Annotated in this window: 24 protein-coding genes; 20 read left to right on the forward strand and 4 right to left on the reverse strand. The window is 68.1% G+C overall.

Annotated features, from left to right (window positions below; genetic code table 11):
• The first annotated feature begins 46 nt into the window (after window positions 1-46).
• On the forward strand, window positions 47-478 hold the full coding sequence (locus T8S45_RS10775; protein ID WP_322293736.1) for an OsmC family protein: 432 nt from the start codon (window positions 47-49) through the stop codon (window positions 476-478).
• A 62-nt stretch (window positions 479-540) separates the two neighbouring features.
• Here the strand turns inward: T8S45_RS10775 and T8S45_RS10780 are convergent, their stop codons facing one another.
• From T8S45_RS10780 to T8S45_RS10795, 4 genes are read right to left on the reverse strand one after another with little or no spacing between them, the layout of a single operon-like run.
• Entirely contained in the window at window positions 541-1,218 is a 678-nt protein-coding gene (locus T8S45_RS10780) for an aquaporin (RefSeq protein WP_322293737.1), read from the reverse strand.
• A 30-nt stretch (window positions 1,219-1,248) separates the two neighbouring features.
• Window positions 1,249-1,674 carry an ArsI/CadI family heavy metal resistance metalloenzyme gene (locus T8S45_RS10785; protein ID WP_322293738.1) on the reverse strand — a complete coding sequence of 142 codons (426 nt, stop codon included), beginning with the start codon at window positions 1,672-1,674 and terminating at the stop codon, window positions 1,249-1,251.
• Window positions 1,671-2,012: an ArsR/SmtB family transcription factor gene (locus T8S45_RS10790; protein ID WP_407654899.1), complete on the reverse strand. Its 342-nt coding sequence runs from the start codon at window positions 2,010-2,012 to the stop codon at window positions 1,671-1,673. Before T8S45_RS10790 ends, T8S45_RS10785 begins: the two co-directional genes overlap by 4 nt.
• 49 nt (window positions 2,013-2,061) lie before the next feature.
• Window positions 2,062-2,706, reverse strand: coding sequence for a YqaA family protein (locus T8S45_RS10795; protein ID WP_229658178.1), 645 nt, complete (start codon window positions 2,704-2,706; stop codon window positions 2,062-2,064).
• Between the two features lie 99 nt (window positions 2,707-2,805).
• On the opposite strand from T8S45_RS10795, the gene T8S45_RS10800 reads away from it, so the two are divergent.
• The 19 genes from T8S45_RS10800 (at window position 2,806) to T8S45_RS10890 (ending at window position 17,854) form a co-directional block, all read left to right on the forward strand.
• Window positions 2,806-3,405, forward strand: a complete 600-nt coding sequence (locus tag T8S45_RS10800; RefSeq protein ID WP_322293739.1) for an SOS response-associated peptidase — start codon at window positions 2,806-2,808, stop codon at window positions 3,403-3,405.
• 153 nt (window positions 3,406-3,558) lie between these two features.
• Window positions 3,559-4,176, forward strand: coding sequence for a hypothetical protein (locus tag T8S45_RS10805; protein ID WP_322293740.1), 618 nt, complete (start codon window positions 3,559-3,561; stop codon window positions 4,174-4,176).
• The gene (locus T8S45_RS10810) at window positions 4,173-5,516 is read left to right on the forward strand and encodes a DNA-packaging protein (protein ID WP_407654900.1); all 1,344 of its coding nucleotides are present in this window, start codon (window positions 4,173-4,175) and stop codon (window positions 5,514-5,516) included. Before T8S45_RS10805 ends, T8S45_RS10810 begins: the two co-directional genes overlap by 4 nt.
• A gap of 39 nt (window positions 5,517-5,555) precedes the next feature.
• The gene (locus tag T8S45_RS10815; RefSeq protein WP_322293741.1) at window positions 5,556-6,086 is read left to right on the forward strand and encodes a hypothetical protein; all 531 of its coding nucleotides are present in this window, start codon (window positions 5,556-5,558) and stop codon (window positions 6,084-6,086) included.
• Between the two features lie 7 nt (window positions 6,087-6,093).
• Complete coding sequence (locus T8S45_RS10820) at window positions 6,094-6,237, forward strand: hypothetical protein (RefSeq protein ID WP_322293742.1); 144 nt, start codon at window positions 6,094-6,096, stop codon at window positions 6,235-6,237.
• A gap of 65 nt (window positions 6,238-6,302) precedes the next feature.
• Window positions 6,303-7,454 (forward strand): phage portal protein, encoded by a 1,152-nt coding sequence (locus T8S45_RS10825; protein WP_322293743.1) that lies wholly within the window; start codon window positions 6,303-6,305, stop codon window positions 7,452-7,454.
• A complete protein-coding gene (locus T8S45_RS10830; protein ID WP_322293744.1) occupies window positions 7,444-7,752 on the forward strand; it encodes a DUF6127 family protein in 309 nt (102 codons plus the stop codon). Before T8S45_RS10825 ends, T8S45_RS10830 begins: the two co-directional genes overlap by 11 nt.
• Complete coding sequence (locus tag T8S45_RS10835; RefSeq protein WP_322293745.1) at window positions 7,749-8,141, forward strand: HK97 family phage prohead protease; 393 nt, start codon at window positions 7,749-7,751, stop codon at window positions 8,139-8,141. The genes T8S45_RS10830 and T8S45_RS10835 overlap by 4 nt, the downstream gene beginning before the upstream one ends.
• A 73-nt stretch (window positions 8,142-8,214) precedes the next feature.
• Window positions 8,215-9,363: a phage major capsid protein gene (locus T8S45_RS10840; protein ID WP_322293746.1), complete on the forward strand. Its 1,149-nt coding sequence runs from the start codon at window positions 8,215-8,217 to the stop codon at window positions 9,361-9,363.
• Between the two features lie 184 nt (window positions 9,364-9,547).
• Window positions 9,548-10,105: a head-tail connector protein gene (locus T8S45_RS10845; protein WP_322293747.1), complete on the forward strand. Its 558-nt coding sequence runs from the start codon at window positions 9,548-9,550 to the stop codon at window positions 10,103-10,105.
• Between the two features lie 136 nt (window positions 10,106-10,241).
• The gene (gene gp17 / locus T8S45_RS10850) at window positions 10,242-10,649 is read left to right on the forward strand and encodes a tail completion protein gp17 (RefSeq protein ID WP_188642742.1); all 408 of its coding nucleotides are present in this window, start codon (window positions 10,242-10,244) and stop codon (window positions 10,647-10,649) included.
• Complete coding sequence (locus tag T8S45_RS10855) at window positions 10,646-11,053, forward strand: phage major tail protein, TP901-1 family (RefSeq protein WP_322293748.1); 408 nt, start codon at window positions 10,646-10,648, stop codon at window positions 11,051-11,053. Before gp17 ends, T8S45_RS10855 begins: the two co-directional genes overlap by 4 nt.
• Window positions 11,053-11,358: a gene transfer agent family protein gene (locus T8S45_RS10860; RefSeq protein ID WP_188642744.1), complete on the forward strand. Its 306-nt coding sequence runs from the start codon at window positions 11,053-11,055 to the stop codon at window positions 11,356-11,358. Before T8S45_RS10855 ends, T8S45_RS10860 begins: the two co-directional genes overlap by 1 nt.
• Window positions 11,355-11,549, forward strand: coding sequence for a phage tail assembly chaperone (locus T8S45_RS10865; RefSeq protein ID WP_229658180.1), 195 nt, complete (start codon window positions 11,355-11,357; stop codon window positions 11,547-11,549). The genes T8S45_RS10860 and T8S45_RS10865 overlap by 4 nt, the downstream gene beginning before the upstream one ends.
• Complete coding sequence (locus tag T8S45_RS10870) at window positions 11,539-12,117, forward strand: tail tape measure protein (protein WP_322293749.1); 579 nt, start codon at window positions 11,539-11,541, stop codon at window positions 12,115-12,117. Before T8S45_RS10865 ends, T8S45_RS10870 begins: the two co-directional genes overlap by 11 nt.
• Window positions 12,117-14,447 carry a DUF2460 domain-containing protein gene (locus tag T8S45_RS10875; protein WP_322293750.1) on the forward strand — a complete coding sequence of 777 codons (2,331 nt, stop codon included), beginning with the start codon at window positions 12,117-12,119 and terminating at the stop codon, window positions 14,445-14,447. Before T8S45_RS10870 ends, T8S45_RS10875 begins: the two co-directional genes overlap by 1 nt.
• Window positions 14,444-15,262: a phage/gene transfer agent baseplate hub protein gene (locus tag T8S45_RS10880; RefSeq protein WP_322293751.1), complete on the forward strand. Its 819-nt coding sequence runs from the start codon at window positions 14,444-14,446 to the stop codon at window positions 15,260-15,262. The genes T8S45_RS10875 and T8S45_RS10880 overlap by 4 nt, the downstream gene beginning before the upstream one ends.
• Window positions 15,259-15,675 (forward strand): NlpC/P60 family protein, encoded by a 417-nt coding sequence (locus T8S45_RS10885; RefSeq protein WP_322293752.1) that lies wholly within the window; start codon window positions 15,259-15,261, stop codon window positions 15,673-15,675. Before T8S45_RS10880 ends, T8S45_RS10885 begins: the two co-directional genes overlap by 4 nt.
• 13 nt (window positions 15,676-15,688) lie before the next feature.
• On the forward strand, window positions 15,689-17,854 hold the full coding sequence (locus tag T8S45_RS10890; protein WP_322293753.1) for a GTA baseplate fiber-binding domain-containing protein: 2,166 nt from the start codon (window positions 15,689-15,691) through the stop codon (window positions 17,852-17,854).
• Window positions 17,855-17,866 lie beyond the last annotated feature (12 nt).

Here is a 17,866-nt window from a genome sequence, read left to right on the forward strand (position 1 = left end):
CACGGTCCGCGCGTCTCTCCGGTACAACCAACCGGAGAACGAATCCATGCAGACCACCAATTCCGCCACCGCCAAATACGAAGGTCTCGGCAAGGAAGGAAAGGGCCACGTGTCGACCGCGTCGGGCGCGCTCGCCGCGCAGCCCTACGGCTTCCAGACCCGGTTCGAGGACGCCCCCGGGACCAATCCCGAAGAGCTGATTGCCGCCGCGCATGCCAGCTGCTTCACCATGGCGCTGTCGTTCAAGCTCGCAGAGGCCGGACACGCGGACGGCACGGTGACGACCAGCGCCGAAGTGACGCTCGAAAAGCAGGATGGGGGCTTCACCGTCACCAAGTCGGCACTCTCGACCAAGGGCAAGGTCCCGGGCCTCCAACGCGCGAAGTTCGAGGAGCTGGCCGCCGACGCCAAGGCCAATTGCCCGATCTCCAAACTGCTCGACGCGGAGATCACCCTCGAGACCAAGTTCGAGGGCTGAGCGGTCGGCTGGGACGGTACGCTCCTCGTCCTCGACCGAGATTGCGAGCTTTTCCGCGTCGATCAGGCCTCGGCTGGATCGCGCGCCAGCATCCATCCCGCCAGCGCGACTGCCACCAGCGTACCGAGCAACTGGGCGGCGACGAATAGAGGAACGTTCGCCGGCGCGATGCCGGCGAAGCTGTCGCTGAGCGAGCGGATCACCGTGATCGCGGGGTTGGCGAAGCTGGTCGAGGACGTGAACCAATACGCGGCCGTTATGTAGAGCGCCACCGATGCGGGGATCGATTCCGGTCGGTAACGAAGGCACAGCAGGATCGTCAGCACCAGGCCGAAGGTGGCTATCCCTTCGCCCGTCCATTGCCCGATGCCGGCGCGCGCCTTGGTCGAGAATTGCAGGACCGGCTGGTCGAACATCAGGTGGACCGCGGCGACGGCGATCGCGCCCGCGGCAAGCTGGGCGAGGATGTAAGACGCGACCTCGCGCCACGGGAGTGCGCGGCGCAGCGCGAAGGCGAGCGTCACCGCCGGGTTGAAATGCGCGCCCGAGACCGGCCCCAGCATCGCGATGATGACGTAGAGGATCGCGCCGGTGGCGATCGTGTTGGCGAGCAGCGCCAGCGCGACGTTCCCGCCCGCCAGCTGCTCGGCCATGATGCCCGAGCCGATCACCCCTGCGAAGAGGAAGAAGCTGCCGATCGCTTCTGCCGTCAGGCGACGCGCGAGATCGTGTCCAGGCATGTCGGTAGGTTCGCTCGGGATGGCGATCGGTTACGGCGCCGCCCGGATCGGTTCCGGGTTGAGGGGCGCTGCCATGGCCGGATTGCCGTAGGTGGTCTCCGCGCCGCTGGTGTGGAAGGCTTCCCACTGGATCCCGTCGGGATCGGCAATCCAGCTCTTTTCGCTGCGGGCATAGCAGCAGGTCGTGCACCCTTCCTCGAGCACCGGGCGCTGGGCCCGTTCGAGCCGGGCATAGACCTCTTGCAGTTCTTCGGGACTTTCCGCCTCGATCCCGAGATGTTCGATCCCGAGTGCGGCATGCTCGTGCGAGATCGCGAAATTGACCCGCGGATCGTCGAGCATCCACTTGGCGTAATCGGGCTTGCGGACGGTCGGCTCGGCAGCGAACAGAGCGTTGTAGAATGCGATCGACGCGTCGAGATCGGCGACCCCGACATGGATATGCATACGTGTCATCGGCAGTGCTCCTGGTCGTTGCGCTGGGCCGGGTCGCATGGAGCGCCCTCGCAGCAATTCTCGGTGAGGAAGCCCATCAAGCCGTCCATCGCCGCGTAGTCGGCGGCGTAGATCAGCGAGCGGCCGTCGCGCCGCTGGCTGACCAGACCGGCCTGTTGCAACTGGGCGAGATGGAAGGAGAGCGAGGAATTGGGCAGGTCGAGCGTCCGCGCGATCGCCCCGGCCGCCATGCCGTCCTGCCCGCAGCGCACCAGCAGGCGGAACACCGCGAGGCGGTGATCGTGGGCAAGCGCGGACAGGGCTGCAATGGCGTCATCGGACTTCATTTCGACATTCATCGAACTATCGCTCGCGCGATGCAAGCATTATTTCGAGTATTGTCGAAATTTATGCCACGCGCACCTCGGTCGCGGCCTCGCACTTGTCGGCGACATCCTCGTCGCTGCTGCTGAACTGGGTCAGCGCGATGAAGCCGCCCACCACGAGCACGACGAACAACGTGGTCATCGTGCCGAGATACTTGTCGATCACGCGCTTGATCGGCGCGCCGAAGACGCGGAACAGCACGCCCACGGTCATGAAGATCAGCGCCCGCGCGGCGAGGCTGGAGAGCACGAAGGTGACGAGGTTCATGCCGACGAAGCCCGCGGTGATCGTCAGCAGCTTGAACGGCACCGGGGTCGCCCCCGCGATCACGATCGCCTGCCAGTCGTATTCACGCAGGTAGCAGGCCGCGACGGGGAAGCTCTCGGTCAGCCCGAGTACGCCGATCAGCCACGCCCCGACGCTGTCGTAGAGCCCCCACCCGATCGCGTAGCCGAGCAGCGCGCCGGCGACCGAGGCGAGCGTGGCGACCAGCGCGAAGCGGATCGCCTTCTTCGGCTCGGCGAGGCACATCAGCCCGAGCAGCGGGTGCGGCGGGATCGGGAAGAAGCTCGCCTCGATGAAGCAGAAGAACGCGAGCCACCACACCGCAGCCGGGTGCGCGGCCTTGTCCATCGTCCATTCGTAGAGGGCGCGCAGCCATTTCATATTGTCGATCCCGTCGGTTAGGTCGGCGCGGCTTTATGCGTTGCGCATCCGGCGCGAAAGGGCTTTGTCGGGCGAAAGCCAAGGGAGGGTCCTTCGAAGATGTGCAATCTCTATCGCATGACCAAGGCCGCCAGCGAGGTCGCGCGCCTGTTCGACAGCGAGATCGGCCAGGTCGGCAATGCGGGGGGCGAGGTCTATCCCGGCTACCCGGCGATGGTGGTGACCGACGCGGTCGAGGGGATGCACTGGGGCTTCCCGCTGGTGCAGAAGAGCAAGCGCACGGGCGAACCGCTGAAGCCGCGGCCGGTCAACAATACCCGCACCGACAAGCTGTCGAGCCCGTTCTGGAGCGCGAGCTTCCGCGAACGGCGCTGCCTGATCCCGGTCTCCGCCTGGGCCGAGGCCGAGGGTGCAAAGGGCGCCAAGACCCGCACCTGGCTGTCGCTGCCCGACACCGAGCTGTTCGCCTGCGCCGGGATCTGGCGCGACACCGCCGAATGGGGCCGGGCGTTCAGCATGGTGATGACCGATGCCAGCGAGGCGTCGGCCGAAGTGCACGATCGGATGCCGGTGATCGTGGCCCGCGAGAACTGGGCCACCTGGCTGTCCGCGCCGGCCGACGACGCGCGGGCCCTGTGCGTGCCGTGGGCGGGCGACCTCGCGATCGAACGGACCGAGCAGAAATGGACGCGCAGCTGACCGGCGCAAACCTATTTGGTTTTTCTAATTGACATCGTCACGCTGTTTAGGTACATATAAAGAACATCGCGATAAACCGATTCGGGCCGCCGGCATCCTGCCGCTGCGGCCTTTTTCGTATCGCGCTGATCGATCGGACGGCGGGTGGGGACGATGACCGAAAAACAGCGAAACATCCTCCTATGGGAAGAACCGTTCCTGGCCGCGCTCGCACGCTGGGGCAATATCGGCCGCGCGGCCAAGGCTGCCGGGATCACCAAGAGCCCCGCCTATCGCATCCGCAAGCGCGATCCCGAATTCGCGCGGCGCTGGGACGCCGCGCTGCGGGACGCGGGAGCGGCGAAATGCCGTGCCGCGAAACAGGGCGAAGTCCTGCCGATGGCCTATCACTGGGAACGCGATTTCATGCAGGCGCTGGCCGAAACCTCCAACGTCTCCGCCGCCGCAGCGCGCGCCATGGTATCGACCCGCGAAGTCTACGACGAGCGCCGCAGGAACAGCGCCTTCGCCGCCAAGTGGCGCGCGGCGCTCTACGAAGGCTACTGCAACCTCGAGATGGAGGTGCTCGGCTATCTGCGCGATCCGGCGCCGAAGCGGAAGATGAATGTCGCCAACGCGCTCCGCCTGCTCGCCGCGCACAAGGAATCGATCGCGAAGGAAGGCGCGCAGCGCGCCAATGTCAGCGCCGCCGAAGTGCGTGCCTCGATCGAGCGCCGGGTGCAGAAATTGCGCGAGCAGATCGCCGCGCGACGGGAGCGCGAGGCCGGATGACCGATGATCGCAAGCCGGTGACGGACATGACCCGGACCGAGATCTTCGACGAAGCGACCCCGAAGATGCGGGCCGAATTCGCCGAGGATTTGAAGCAGGACGCCAGGAATGGCTTCGACGTCGACTTCAAGAATGACGCCCATCCGGGGCAGGAGGCGCCCGGAGGCGACTGGCGCAACTGGGTGATCATGGCCGGGCGAGGGTTTGGCAAGACCCGTGCGGGTGCCGAATGGGTTCGCTTGATCGCCGACACGAACCAGAACGCAAAGATCGCGCTGATCGCGGCGAGCCTCGGCGAAGCGCGTTCGGTGATGGTCGAGGGCGAGAGCGGCATCATGTCGGTCTTTCCGCCCGAAAGCACGCCGGTCTACGAAGCCTCGCTGCGGCGGATAAGCTTCCGCAACGGCGCCGAGGCGACGCTCTATTCGGCCGCCGAGCCCGAGAGTCTCCGGGGTCCGCAACATAGCCATGCGTGGTGTGACGAGCTGGCAAAATGGAACAACAGCCACCGGCGCGCCGAGCGGACATGGGACAACCTCCAGCTCGGGCTGAGGCTGGGCGAGAAACAGCAGGTGCTCGCCACCACCACGCCGCGTCCCGTCCCGCTGCTGCAACGCCTGCTGGCGAGCGAGGGCACGGTGGTGACGCGCGGCGCGACCGCCGACAATTGGCGCAACCTCCCGCTCGCCTTCATGGCGGCGATGGACCGCGAATACGGCGATACCGCGCTGGGGCGGCAGGAGCTCGAGGGCGAATTGCTCGACGAGGTCGAAGGCGCGCTGTGGAGCCGCGCGCTGCTGGAGCGGTGTCGCGTCGCGGCGGACGATGCCGCGCCACTACGCATCGTGGTCGCGGTCGATCCGCCCGCCTCCGCCACCGGCGACGCCTGCGGGATCGTGGTCGCCGGGCTGTTGGCGGACGGCACCGCGCGCGTGCTCGCCGATTGCTCGGTCGAAAGGGCATCGCCCGAGAGCTGGGCGCGCGCGGTGGCGACAGCGGCACGCGAATGGGAGGCAGAGCGCGTGGTCGCCGAAGCCAACCAGGGCGGCGCGATGGTCGCCAGCGTGCTGCGCGCAGCGGAGCTATCGTTGCCGCTCAAGCTGGTCCACGCGACCCGCGGCAAGTCGGCGCGAGCGGAACCTGTCGCCGCGCTCTACGAGGCGGGCCGCGTGAGCCATGCGGGCCTGTTCGCAAGGCTCGAGGACCAGCTCTGCGGGTTGATGGCGGGCGGCGGCTACGAAGGCCCGGGAAGGTCGCCGGACCGCGCCGATGCGCTGGTCTGGGCGCTGACCGAACTGATGCTGCGAAAACGAGCTACAGCGCGGATTGCAATCCTATGAACTCCGCCCTAGCTAACGCTCAAATCTGAGGGGCAAAAAATGCAAACAATTCATCTCCTAGAGGCTGATGGCACGCTTCAGCAGCTCGAAGACAATTGGGCGTCGCAATGCGAAGCGGTAGGAGAGGATTTTGAAGGCTTCGCACCATCCGCGATGGAACCGATTCGCACGTTCGCCAAGAAGGCCACCGAAAAGGAATGGGCCATTGGTGTCGCAGACGGCGACCAGTTTATGGCCGTAGCGTGTGCGATCCGCACCATGCAAAAAGGTTTTGCTGGATGGGTGCTGCGAGTTCGAGAAGTTACAGTTTGCCCATTGCTCGACTATGGAAATCTCGACGAAAACTCCTATGTTGACACCCTGATAGCAATTTTAAACGGCGCTCTTAAGCTTTCTGAAAGCCATCTTAAGGCAGACCATATCAAGCTGCATTTACGTAGCCCTGCAGACGCCGTGTTTTTCCGAGCTTTCGGGAACACACTTGACAGCAAGGGGGTTTTTGCAGCAACCGAGGCGCATGGCGCTTGGCTGACAATCAGCAAAGTCGCTCCGCTTCAATTAGCGAAGTGAATTTAACATGATCAAATTTGACGAAGCGAAAGCCCAAATTGCGATTAGAGAAGCGATGGAGGAAACCGTCGCGCACTTTGGCGTGGCTTTCGTGCGCACGCTTTCTTGCTTCCCTTCGGCGGATAAAGCTGGGCTGAAAAAAGCCGCTTAATCTACGCCCTTCAATGATCTGAGACCCCGCCAAGTTGGCGGGGTTTTTTTGTTTGGGGAAACCAAATGTCCTTCCTTTCCAGCGTCGCCGCCGCCTTCAAGGGCGGGGGCGGCTCGCGCTTGCCGATTGCGCGCCATTTCACCTCGCCGTGGTTCTTCGCCGATGGGGGCGATGCACCGCCCGCCTACGAATACAACCGCTCGGTGCGCCGCGCCTGGTGCGACAATCCGGTAGCGCAGCGCGCGGTGCGGCTGGTCTCGGAAGGGATCGGCGGAGCGCCGCTTGCGCCATGTGCGGACGAGCTTTCCGGTCTCGTCACCGCGACCAGTGCGGGGCAATCGCTGCTCGAAACGCTGGCCGCGCAATTGCTGCTCCACGGCAATGCCTATGCGCAGGTGCTGAAAGGTGCCGACGGTCGCCCCTGCGAGCTGTTCGCGCTGCGACCCGAGCGGGTCACCCCGGTCGCGGGCGAGGATGGCTGGCCGACCGGCTATACCTATCGCGTGGGCGAAAAGGCGGTGCACATCCCGCTCGAGGACGAGTCGGCTGCGCCCAATATCGTCCATATCCGCGGCTTCTCGCCGGTCGACGACCATCACGGCACCGGCTGCCTCTCCGCCGCCGATCCGGCGGTGGCACTGCACGATGCGGCGACCCGCTGGAACCGCGCGCTGCTCGACAACGCGGCGCGGCCCAGCGGCGCGCTGGTCTACGACGCCAAGGACGGCGATACCCTCACCGCCGAACAGTTCGAGCGGCTGAAGGCCGAACTCGCGCAGGCCTACCAGGGCATGGGCAATGCCGGGCGGCCGATGCTGCTCGAAGGCGGGTTGCGCTGGCAGGGGCTGGCGCTCTCGCCCGCCGAGATGGATTTCGCCGAGCTGAAGGCCGGGGCCGCGCGCGACATCGCGCTCGCCTTCGGGGTGCCGCCGATGCTGCTCGGCCTGCCGGGCGACAACACCTACGCCAATTACCGCGAGGCCAATCGCGCGCTGTGGCGGCTCACACTGCTGCCGCTCGGCGCGAAGATCCTCGGTGCGCTGGCCGAAGGGCTGGCGTTGTGGTGGCCGCGCGAAAGGCTCGCGATCGATATCGACCGCGTGCCCGAGCTGGCCGAGGACCGCGAGAAACTGTGGGCGCGCGTCACCGCCGCCGATTTCCTCTCCGACGATGAAAAGCGCCGCCTGCTCGGCCTGGAGGTCAACCATGATGCGTGAAGACATGCTCGCCCGCCTGCTGTCGCAGGCCGCCACCGAGGGCTCGGACCTCGTCACGCTGCGCGCCGTGGTCGAGGAAGCGAGCGAGCTCGGCGCCAACCGCGTGCTGGTGCGGATGGGTCTCGACGATCCCGGGGCGCGCGAGGACCTTTCCGAACTGCGCGAACTGCTCGGCGCCTGGCGCGATGCCAAGCGCTCGGCGTGGAAGGCGGCGGTCGACTGGATCGTCCGCGCTGCGCTGGCGCTGCTGCTGATCGGATTGGCCGTGAGGTTCGGGGCGTGGGAGATGCTCAAGTGAGATTCGCCGGCTACGCCGCGCTGTTCGATCGGCGCGATGCCGGGCGCGATACGATCCGGCACGGCGCGTTCGCCGCCTCGCTGGCTTCGCGCCGCGACCCGCTGCCGCTCTACTGGCAACATCGCCCTGAGCAGCGCGTCGGCTGGATCGAACAGGTCGGCGAGGATGCCCGCGGCCTGCGTGTGATCGGATCGATCGACAACCCCGCAGGCGGTGCCGGCCTTGCGCTCGCCAACCGAACGGCGACCGGCCTCAGCTTCGGCTTCCGCACCCGCATTGCCGAACATTCGACCGCCGGGCGGGCCTTGCGCGCGGTCGACATCTTCGAGGTCAGCCTCGTGACCCGCCCCATGCAACACGGCGCGCGGGTGCACCTGGTCCAACCCTAGTCCCATCCCTCCTTCACCCCACGGCCGCCGTTTCGAGCGGCCTTTTTCATGCCCGCAAGAAAGGTGACTGCCCATGGATTCCCCCACCACCAACCAGACCGCCCCCGATACCGAGCTCGAGCAGAGCTTCGATCTCGTCGCCCGCGCCGACAAGGCGGAGAGCGACATCGCCATGCTGCGTACCGACGTCGACGAGGTGAAGGCGCGCGTCGACAAGATCGGAAAGGCCGCGCAGCGCCCCGCAATCGGTAGCGACCCCGCAGCGCCCGAAGTGAAGGGCTTCGTCGACCACTATTTGCGCCGCGGCAGCGAGGCCGAGCTCAAATCGATCTCCGGCGCAGTCGCTGCGGACGGTGGCTACGCCGTACCGCAGCAGATCGACGCAGCGATCGCCCGCACCCTCACCGAGCTCTCGCCGATCCGCGCCATCGCGCAGGTCGTCCAGACCGGCAGCGCGGGCTACCGCAAGCTCGTCACCACCGGCGGCACCGCCTCGGGCTGGGTCTCCGAGACCGCCGTCCGGCCCGAGACCGACACCCCCGATTTCGCCGAGATCGCGCCCCCGACCGGCGAACTCTACGCCAATCCCGCCGCCAGCCAGGCGATGCTCGACGATGCCGGGTTCGACCTCGAAAGCTGGCTCGCGAGCGAGATCGCGATGGAATTCGCTCGCGCCGAGGGGGTGGCCTTCGTCAACGGCTCTGGCAGCGACCAGCCCGAGGGCTTTCTCGCCGCCGCGACCAGCACCGCAGCCGACGGCGTGCGCGCCTTCGGCACGCTGCAGTATCTCGGCACGGGCGATGCGGCGACGCTCGGCGCCAACCCCGAAGACCTGCTGCTCGACCTCGTCCACTCGCTCAAGGCCGGCCATCGCCAGGGCGCGAGCTTCGTGATGAACTCGGCCACGCTGGCGGTGATCCGCAAGCTGAAGACCGCCGACGGCGCGTTCCTGTGGCAGCCGGGCCTGGTCGAGGGCCAGCCCGATCGCCTGCTCGGCTACCCGGTGGTCGAGGCCGGGGACATGCCAGACATCGCCGCCGACGCGACCCCGATCGCCTTCGGCAATTTCCGCAACGGCTATTTGATCGCCGAGCGCAGCGCGACGCGGATCCTGCGCGATCCGTTCACCAACAAGCCCTTCGTCCACTTCTACGCCACCAAGCGCGTCGGCGGGCAGGTGCTGGATAGCGAAGCGATCAAGCTGCTGAAGGTGGAGGTGTAGGTGCGACGGGCCCCTCCGCCTTCAGGGGAGGGGCAGCGAGACTTGGCGAGCCGAAGGTGAGCCTAGTCGCAGTGGGGTGGGGCGCGGGCGGCACAGCATCGCCTGTCCGGCCCCCCCCCCCTCCCCCTCCCCCTCCCCTTAAGGAGAGGGGGCTTTTCCGCCGTTCGGTGTGGAGATGTTTCTCATGACCAACCGCAAAATCCTCACCCCCGCCGCGCCGGGGGCCTTGGCCGTGACCGAACTCAAGGCGTGGCTCGGCATCGCCACCCAGGCCGAGGACGACCAGCTCGAAAGGCTGCTCACCAGTGCGATCGAGGCGTGCGAGGCCTTCACCGGGCAGATGCCGCTCATCCATGCCTGCGAGGAAGTGCTGCCCGTTGCGGGCAGTTTCCGCGCACTCGCGACCCGGCCGGTGAACACGCTGCTCGGCGTCGAGGGGATCGCCGCCGACGGCACCCGCACCCCGCTCGCAAGCGAGGATTACGCTTTCGAGCTCGACGCCGACGGATCGGCGCGGCTGCGCACGATCCGGCCCGGCAATGCCGGTCGCATCGCGGTTCAGTTCACCGCCGGGCTGGCGCCGGACTGGGCAGGACTCCCCGCCTCGATCCGTCACGGGATCGAACGGCTGGCGTCGCATTCATGGCGCACGCGGGTGGACGATGAGGAAGACGCCTGGACGATCCCGCCCGCGGCCGTCGCCGCGCTGTGGCGGCCCTATCGCCGGATGCGCCTCCAGTGAGCGGGCCGATGATAGCCACGCGATTGCCCGACAATTCGCTAGTCCGACGCCTCACTGCCAAGGCGCGCGCCCTTGCCGAAGCGCGTGGCTCGCACGCGCCGCGCATGTTGTGGCCGCTCTTCACCGGAGATTTGTGATGCTCGAAGCGCTCTTGCGCGCCGCGTTGATCGACTGGCTGCGCGCCGATCCCACCCTCACCGATCTCGGTGCCATTCGCGAGGAAGCGACGGGGCCGATCACCACGCCGATGCTTTCGATCGCCGCCAGCGCCAGTCGCGACTGGTCGACCAAGACCGAGTCCGGGCGCGAGGTCCGTATCGTGATCGAGCACCGCTCGCGTGGCGACGCGGCCGACACCGCGATCGAGATGCTTTCGACGATCGAGGCGCGCGTGCTCGCCCTGCCACGCGACCAGACCGGGTTCACGCTCGTCGCGAGCCAGTTCCTGCGCGCCCGCAACGAGAAGCGCAGCCACAACCTTCGAAGCAGCTTGCTCGAATTTCGCTTCCTGCTGCTCACCACACCTCAAGGAGAACCCGCATGACCGCCCAGAAAGGCAGCGCCTTCCTGCTCAAGATTTCCGACGGCGCGGCGACACCCGCCTACCAGACCGTCGCGGGGCTGCGGACCACGCAGATGTCCATCACCGGCGATACGGTGGTGGTCACCAACAAGGCCAGCGGCGGGTGGCGCGAGCTCCTTTCGGGTGCCGGGGTTCGGCAGGTCTCGGTGAGCGCGGCGGGAATCTTCCTTGGCAGCGCGGCCGAGGCGCAGGTGCGCGCCAATGCCTTTGCCGGAACGCTGGACGATTACGAGCTCTCGTTCGAGGACGGCGAGAAGCTGCGGGGCAGGTTCCTGATCCAGCGGCTCGATTACGCGGGCGATTTCAACGGCGAGCGCAATTACACGATGCAGCTCGAAAGCTCCGGCGCCGTGGTCGCGGCCTGATGGCGAACAGCGAACGCGGCGAAGCGTCGATCCGCATCGGCGCGCGCGATTGCCTGCTGCGCCCGAGCTACGCCGCCCTGCTCGCGGCGGAGGACGAGCTCGGGCCGCTATTCGCGCTGGTCGAACGCGCCTCCCAGGGTGGCCTGAAACTGGCCGAGATGAACGCGCTGTTCTGGCACTGCCTCGCCAAGCGAGACGACATCCCGCGCGAGCGGCTTGGCGAGGCGATCGCCGCGATGGGGCTGGCCGAAGCCACGAAGCCGCTGCGCGTGCTGCTCGGGCAGATCCTGAAAGGCGGAGGGTGAACGAAAGCTGGGCCGAGGTGACCCGGATCGCCTGGCCCGTTGCGGCGCGCGTGCTGCACTGGGCGCCTGCGCAATTCTGGGGCGCAACGCCCGCCGAACTGCTCGGCGCGCTGGCCGATCCGGGAGCGCAAGGCGCGCCGCTGGATCGCAACGAGATGACCGCATTGATGGAGGCCGACGATGGACGATGAGGTGGAAACGCTGGCGGTGGACGTGCGCGCCAACACGCAGGGCTTCGCGCAGGATATCGCGGCAATGAAGCAGTCGCTCGACGCGACACTGGTCAACGGATTTGCAAGAGCCGGCGACACGCTCGAGCGCGGATTGCTCGATGCGCTGAAGAAGGGTTCGCTCGGCTTCGAGGATCTGCGGCGCATCGCCACCCGGGTGCTCGACGACATCGCCGCACAGGCGCTCGATGCGCTGGGCAGCGCGTTTGGCGGCTTGTTCGGCGGGAGCAAGGCCGGAATCCCGTTCGACCTTGCCGGAATGCTCGGCGCGATCTTCGGCCTGCCGGGCCGTGCGACCGGCGGCAATGTCTCGCCGGGGCGCGGTTATCTCGTCGGCGAGCGCGGCCCCGAACTGTTCGTGCCGACCGCCGCGGGACGGGTCGAATCCGGCTCCGCGATCGCCGCGCCGCGCCAGGTCAATGTCGCGATCCGGCTCGATGTTCCGCGCGGTGTCGAGCGCCCTCAGGCCCTGCAGCGATCGGGCCGCCAGGTTGCGGCGGCCGTGCGCAAGGCACTGGAGAACCACTGATGGCATATTGGCTCGCCCGCGCACGCGACGGGCAGGAGACCGACTCGATCGCGCGCTTCGATCCGCGTTTCTGGACGGTCAATTTCCCGCGCCCGATGCTCGCCTGCATCACCACCCCCGCGCCCGGCACGCTGCGGGTCGAGGCGACCTTCCGCCGCGAGGGCGACCTGGCGGGCATTATCTGGGCGAGCGAGGACACGCTCGATCACCCGCTGCTCGCCTACGACACGGTGCGCGACTATGCGCGTTCGACACTCAGCTTCCGCTGGCGTTCCGGCGGGATTGTCGCGCTAGACGCGGTCGACGGCCCGACGCTCACGATCGAGGGTCGCGACGCGACCGGCAACCCGCGCAACTGGTTCGTACGGTTGTGGAACTACGCCGCCGGCTCGCCCGAAGATGCGGTGGTGACGCTGCCCTTCTCTGCGCTCGCCGGCGGCTGGGCGGGCGACGATCCGGTCCACCCGGCCGAGATCGACCGGATGTTCGTCTCGCTGGTGCCGCCCGGCTATGTCGAGGACAGCGAGGCGCCGCTCGCCGCGCCGATCGAGGGCTGGGCCGAGATGAGCGGCATTGCCGCCGACGGGGCGCATGCCTGCCTGCCCATCGGAGACGTCCACTTGCCGCCGCACGATACCGGTTGCGCGACCGGCTACGACGATGCGGCCGGACAGGCGCCCGCGCGGGTGGTGCGCCAAATCGAGGCGCTCGGCTATCGCGGCAAGGTGATCCACTATGTCGGGATGAGCCATTATCCGCGACTTGCGGAAAGCGGCGGCGCATACGTCGCGGGCGATTTGACGGCGCCGATCGCGGGTCCGGCAGAAAGCTGGCACCGCGAATATTTCGCCGCGCTCGGTGAGGCGGGGCTGCCCCCGATCGTCTCGTTGTCCTACGAATTGCTGGCCGATTACTGCCCGGCCGGATGGCAGCAATTTGCGCTGGACGGCACGCCTGCCCGTACCGGCTGGGTGCCGCCGTCGGCGCTGATTTCGCCTGCCAACCAGCAGGCGATGGGCTGGCTGCAAGCCGTCGCGGCGCGCTTCGTGACTCTCGTCGAGGAGGCCGCCCTCCCCGTCGCGTTCCAGATCGGCGAACCATGGTGGTGGGTACGTGCCGACGGGCATGCCTGCGTCTACGACCAAGCCGCGCTCGATCTCTATTCCGCCGAAGGAATCATGGTGTCGCTGCCTTCGCTCCAGGCGACGCTCTATGCCCCCCATCTCGCCCTGCTCGACCGCGCGGGCGAGTTGCTCGCGCAAAGCACCGCCGCGCTCGGGCAAGCCGTGCGCCATGTTGCGAACGGGCCGGCGGAGCTGCTCCTGCTGGTGTTCACGCCGAGCGTGCTCGACGCCTCGATGCCCGAGCAGAAGCGGCTCAACCTGCCGACTGGCTGGGCACACCCGGCCTTCGACCGGCTGCAGGTCGAGGATTACGACTGGCTGACCGCGGGCGCCGACGGGTCACGCCGCGCGGCCTATGCCGAGGTCGATGCACGTCTCGGCTATCCGCTCGCACGGCAGGATTACCTCGCGGGCTTCGTGCTCGATCCAGACGATGCCGATGCCTTCTGGCCCCGGATCGACGCCGCGCTCGACGAGGCGCTGAAACGCGGCGTGCCCAGTCGCTTCGTCTGGGCGCTGCCGCAGATCGTCCGCGACGGTTACGTCCGCCTGCCACAACCGATGGAGCCCGAAATGCGCGATTTCGACAACGTTTCCTATCCGCTGGCGCTCGGTCGCGACGCGACGGTGAGCCCCGAATTCTCGACTACCATTGCAATCACCGCATCGGGCCACGAGCGGCGCAATGCGCTGTGGTCCGATGCCTTGCTGCATTTCGATGTCGGGCCGGGTATCCGCTCGGAGGACGAGCTGGGGACGTTGCTCGCGTTCTTTCGCGCAAGGCACGGCCCGGCCCGCGGTTTCCGCCTGCGCGATCCGCTCGATTTCAGCTCGAACGGCATGACCGACACGCCCACCGCGGTCGACCAGTTGCTCGGCACCGGCGATGGCAGCGTGACCGGGTTCGCGCTGATCAAGCAGTACGGCGATCCTGCGAACGAACCGCAGTTGCGCCGCATCACCCGCCCCGATCCCGCCAGCCTGCGCGTGAGCGTGGACGGGGTCGAGACGAGCGATGGCTGGACGCTCGATGGCGGCACGGTGGTATTCGACGAAGTCCCTGCCGATGGGGCCGAAATCCGCGCTGGCTTCGTGTTCGATGTTCCCGTTCGCTTCGCCGACGATCGCCTCGACATTGCGGGGGCGGCGTTTGCGGCGGGCGAGGCCCCGAGCGTCGGCGTGGTCGAAATCCGCGAGGCGGCATGAGCAGGCTGTGGTTCGCGCAACCGCTCGAGACGGTGGCGACCTACTGGCGGGTCGCCCGGCGCGACGGGGTGACGCTCGGCTTCACCACCCACGATCGCGACCTCGCCTTCGACGGGCTGGTCCATCGCGCCGCGCCGGGCATGACCCCCGCCGCGATCCGCCTCAATCCCGGGTTCGCGGCCGACAGCGCCGAGATCGAGGGAATCCTGTCGCACGATGCTATCGCAGCCGAGGACCTGTCCGCGGGGCGCTACGACAATGCCCGGATCGCGATCGGCCTGGTGGACTGGGAAAGCCTCGAACGGCACCGGCTCCATACCGGCACGATCGGCACCGTCAGCGCCGAAGGCGGACGGTTCGCGGCCGAGTTGCGTTCGCGCAAGGCCGAGCTGTCGCGCGATCCGGTGCCGCGCACCGGCCCTTCGTGCCGAGCCGAGTTCTGCGGTGCGGAATGCGGGCTCGGCTCGGCGCATTACACGCACCGGGCGGTGCTGAACGCGGTCGATCGCGACGCCAACAGCGTCACCGTCGCGGGCGGCCCCGCCCCGTCAATGCTGGTCGGCGGATGGCTGCGCTGGCGCGACGGCAGCGCAGCCGGGCTGCGGAGCGAGATCGTCGCCACCGACGGCGATGCGGTCGTGCTCGGCGACCTCCTGCCGAGCGACCTCGCGAGCGGTGCACGCGTGATGCTGCGCGAGGGCTGCGACCGGTTGCTGCAGACGTGCGCGACGCGGTTCGCCAACGCGGTCAATTTCCGCGGCGAACCCTACCTCCCGGGCAACGACCTCCTCGCCCGCGGCCCGCGCGCGGCATGACCCCGCCCGACGCGCTGGCCGCAGCCGCCCGCGCGCTCGTCGGAACGCCGTTCCGCCCGGGTGGACGGGACCCTGCGACTGGACTCGACTGCTTCGGATTGCTCCATGCCGCACTGGTCGCGATCGGCATCCAGCCGTCGCTGCCCGCGACCCACCGGCAGCGCAAGCTTGCCTTGCCCGATCTCGACCCGTGGCTTGTCGCCAATCGTCTCGTCATCGCGCAGGCGCCTGCGATCGCAGGCGATGTGATGCTGCTGCGCTGCGGTCCCGCCCAGCCGCATTGCGCAATCCTTACCCTGGCCGGCTTCGTCCATGCCCATGCCGGCCTGCGTCGGGTCGTCGAAACTCCCGGCATGCCCCCGTATCCCCTGCTCTCCCACGCGCGTCTCGACACCCGTCGGGGCACCGATTGAAAGGTACCCGAACATGGCGACACTCGCCCTTACCGCCGTCGGCACGCTCGTCGGCGGCCCGCTCGGCGCTGCCATCGGCGCGCTGGCCGGGCGCGCGATCGACGGCGCGATCATCGGCTCGACATCGCGCGAAGGCCCGCGTCTCGCCGAACTGGCGCTGTCCACCTCGAGCTACGGCCAGCCGATCGCGCAGGTGCACGGCACGATGCGCGCCGGCGGGTCGATCATCTGGGCGACCGACCTGCGCGAGGACAGCACGGTCGCGGGAGGCGGCAAGGGGCGACCGAGCACCACCACCTATTCCTATTCGGCGAGTTTCGCGGTGGCGCTGTCGAGCCGACCGATCGTTCGGCTCGGGCGGGTCTGGGCGGACGGCAACCTACTGCGCGGCGCGGCCGGCGACCTCAAGGTCGGCGGAACGATCAGGGTTCACTCCGGTGGGGCCGACCAGGTACCCGATCCGTTGATCGCGGCTGACAAGGGCGCGAGCTGCCCCGCCTTTCGGGGGATCGCCTATGCCGTGTTCGAGGACCTCCAGCTGGCCGATTACGGCAACCGGATTCCCGCGCTTTCGTTCGAGATTGTCGCAGACGACGGCGCGATCTCGCTGGCCGGACTCGCGGGCGGCGCGGTCGACGGGAATGCGGTCGCGCTCGACGCGTTCGGCGGTTTCGCGCTCGAGGGAGCGCCCGTCGCCGCGCTCGAAACCCTAGCGCAACTTGTGCCGATGGATTGCGACGGCGCGGGGGACCGGCTGGCCGTTCGGGCGTCGGGAACCGCCATCCCGGTCTCGCTCTCGCCCCCGGCCCTCGCCCGGGGCGAGGACCGCTTCGCTCCCGCGACCGGGCAGTCACGGCGACGCCTGCCGCCGGACCCGCGTTCGCTCGGTGCCTTGCGCTATTACGATCCCGCGCGCGACTACCAGCCGGGCCAGCAACGCGCGCCCGGGCCGGTGCCCGATGGCGAGCCGCAGGTCCTCGAAGTGCCCGCGGCGCTCCATGCCGCCGATGCTCGCGCGCTGATCGCCGCCGCCGCACGCCGTCAGACCAACGGGCGCGAAATGCGCTTATGGCGCGACGCGACGCTCGATCCGGGCCTCGGACCCGGGAGCGTCGTGACGCTGCCCGACGAGCCCGGCCTGTGGCGGGTCGCGGGCTGGGAATGGCGCGCCGAGGGTGTCGAATTCGAGCTGGTGCGCATGGTGCCCGGTGATGTCGCGGCGATCGCCGCCAGCCCCGGCCAAGGTCCGACGCTGCCCGACCACCCGATGCCACCGACCTGGATGTCGGCGTTCGAGCTTCCGTGGGACGGTTACGGCGATGGTGCGGCCCCGCGCGTTCATGCGGCGCTCTCGGCCGACCATGCCCTGTGGTCGGGAGCCGCACTCTTCGCGGTCGAACCCGGCGGCGCATTGCGTTCGCTCGGAGCAAGCGGGCGACGCCGCGCGATCGCGGGAACGACGCTCGATCCCCTGCCCCCCGGATCCTCCATACTGTTCGACCGGGCAGCGCGTGTGCGGGTGCAATTGCTCGATCCCGATTTCGCTCTCGCCTCGGCGACCCCCGAGCTGCTGGCCTTTGGGGACAATCGTGCCCTGATCGGCAGGGAAATCGTGCAGTTCGCCTGCGCCGAACCGCTCGGCGGGGGCGTCGTCGAACTCTCGGTCCTGCTGCGCGGCCGCGGAGGAACCGAGCACCTGACGCTCGATCACGCCGCCGGCGAACGCTTCGTCCTGCTCGACGGTGCCGGGCTTGCAATCGATCCCGTGCGGCTCGGCGGCGAAGGCGAACTCGCCGCGATCGGGCTCGCCGATCCGGACCCGGTAACGGGATCGATCGCCAATGCGGGAATTTCGACCCGTCCGCTTTGCCCGGTCCACCCTCGCATTCGGATTGCCGCCGACGGATCACTCGAATGGCGCTGGACTCGGCGCGCGCGCGGCGCGCGGGCGTGGCGCGACGAGGTCGACGTACCGCTCAACGAACAGGTCGAGGCCTACCAGGTTGGCTTTGGCGATCCCGACATGCCGGTGGCGCGGTGGGATGTCGCCGCGCCGGTCTTCACCCTCTCTGCCTCGGAGCTGGTCGTGCTGGACGAGGTCGCGCCCGCGGGGCGCTTCTTCGTCCGGCAGAGTGGCGACCATGCAATGTCACTGCCGCTGCTCCTGCCCCGTCCCTGATCCGAAACCGAC

Origin of the sequence: Pseudoblastomonas marina (assembly GCF_034374265.1) — a bacterium.
Taxonomy (GTDB): Bacteria; Pseudomonadota; Alphaproteobacteria; order Sphingomonadales; family Sphingomonadaceae; genus Alteriqipengyuania_A; species Alteriqipengyuania_A marina.